Source organism: Mesorhizobium sp. M7A.F.Ca.CA.003.01.2.1, assembly GCF_003998945.1.
Lineage (GTDB): Bacteria > Pseudomonadota > Alphaproteobacteria > Rhizobiales > Rhizobiaceae > Mesorhizobium > Mesorhizobium ciceri.
The window spans coordinates 1-1,659 of the sequence record NZ_RZRA01001101.1; the positions used below are offsets into that span (position 1 = coordinate 1).

Sequence of the window (1,659 nt, forward strand, 5' to 3'; positions counted from 1 at the left end):
GACGCCGCCGATGGCCGCGACGCCGAGCGCGATGCAGGCGAGGAAGATCAGGAAACCGGACAGGCCGCCGCGCATCTCGCGCAGCGAGAAGCGGACAGCGAGCCTCAACGTCCGGGACAGCGGCATCAGGCCGTCACCTTGACCGGCGCCGGTGCCTCGATCCGGCCCGAGTGCATCGAAACCTGGCGCGAACAGCGTGCCGCGAGCGCCGGATCATGCGTCACCAGCACCAGCGTCATGCCGCGCTCGGCCGCCTTCGCAAACAGGAGGTCGGCGACCTGCCGCCCGGTCGCCTGGTCCAGATTGCCGGTCGGCTCGTCGGCGATCAGGATGCGCGGCGACGGCGCCAATGCGCGGGCGATCGCCACGCGCTGCTGCTCGCCGCCCGACAATTCGCCGGGATAGTGGGTGACGCGGTCGCTGAGGCCAACCGCCGCCAGCTCGCGCGCCGCCACCGCGAACGGATCGGAATGGCCGGCCAGTTCCAGCGGCACCGCGACATTTTCGAGCGCCGTCATGTTGGGAATGAGATGGAAGGACTGGAACACGATGCCAATGTTTCGGCCACGAAACGAAGCAATCTGGTCCTCGCTTTTGCCGTTGAGCAGCTCGCCGGCGATTCGGACCGTACCCGAATCGACCCTTTCCAGGCCTGCCAGGACCATCAGCAAGGTCGACTTGCCGGAACCCGAAGGTCCGACGATGCCGGTCGCCTCGCCGGTCGCCACGTCGAGGCTCACCCCCTTCAGCACATGGACCGATGAAGCGCCCTCGCCAAGGGTCAGGGACACGTCTTTCAGCGCGATGACGGCTTCTGTCAAAATGAAATCGTCCTATATCTGGGAATGAAGGCTCTGCTTGCCGGAAGCCGTCGACTGGAGAATTCCTAGCTCATATGGGGCCTGCCGCATGTCTTTCAAACGCAGTATTGCCGCAGGCTTCGTGGTTTTCCTCGCCATTTGCGGCGTCATGTCGTCGGCGCGTGCCGAGCCGTTCAAGATCGTCGGCTTCGGTGACAGCCTGATGGCGGGCTATGGCCTTGGACCCGACCAGGGCTTTACCGACAGGCTGCAGGCAGCGCTTGGCGCCAAAGGCCACGACGTGACCGTCGCCAATGCCGGCGTCTCCGGCGACACGACGAGCGGCGGCCTGGCGCGGCTTGACTGGTCGGTGCCGGACGGCACGCAGCTGGTCATCCTCGAACTCGGCGCCAACGACATGCTGCGCGGCGTCTCGCCCGACATCACCAAAAAGAACCTCGACGAGATGCTGAGCAAGCTGAAGCAGCGCAAGATTGCCGTGCTTCTGGCCGGCATGCGCGCCGCACCCAATCTCGGTCCCGACTACCAGAGCGCCTTCGACGCCATTTTCCCGGACCTGGCGAAGAAATACGACGTCGCGCTCTACCCGTTCTTTCTCGACGGCGTCGCCGGCCAGCCCGGCATGCAGCTCGAGGACGGCCTGCATCCGAGCGCACGAGGCGTCGACCAGATGGTCGAACGCATCCTGCCCGCGGTCGAGAAGGTGATCGCGGCGGTGCCGGGCGATTCCTAGCGGGTTGGAACTGTTTCCGCCCGGCGAGCTTTTAACAGGGACTGTGGCCAACAAACCTCTTGCTCCGTTTGACTATCGATGATTCGCTATGGGTGACAGTTCGAT

At 64.9% G+C, this 1,659-nt stretch carries 2 protein-coding genes; one reads left to right on the plus strand and one right to left on the minus strand.

Features of this window, described 5'->3' with window-relative positions; genetic code table 11:
• Positions 1–125: 125 nt before the first annotated feature.
• Positions 126–821 (minus strand): ABC transporter ATP-binding protein, encoded by a 696-nt coding sequence (locus tag EN969_RS30130; RefSeq protein WP_063169548.1) that lies wholly within the window; start codon positions 819–821, stop codon positions 126–128.
• An 88-nt stretch (positions 822–909) separates the two neighbouring features.
• Between EN969_RS30130 and EN969_RS30135 the strand changes: the two genes are divergently transcribed.
• Positions 910–1,554: an arylesterase gene (locus EN969_RS30135; RefSeq protein WP_013528820.1), complete on the plus strand. Its 645-nt coding sequence runs from the start codon at positions 910–912 to the stop codon at positions 1,552–1,554.
• Positions 1,555–1,659 lie beyond the last annotated feature (105 nt).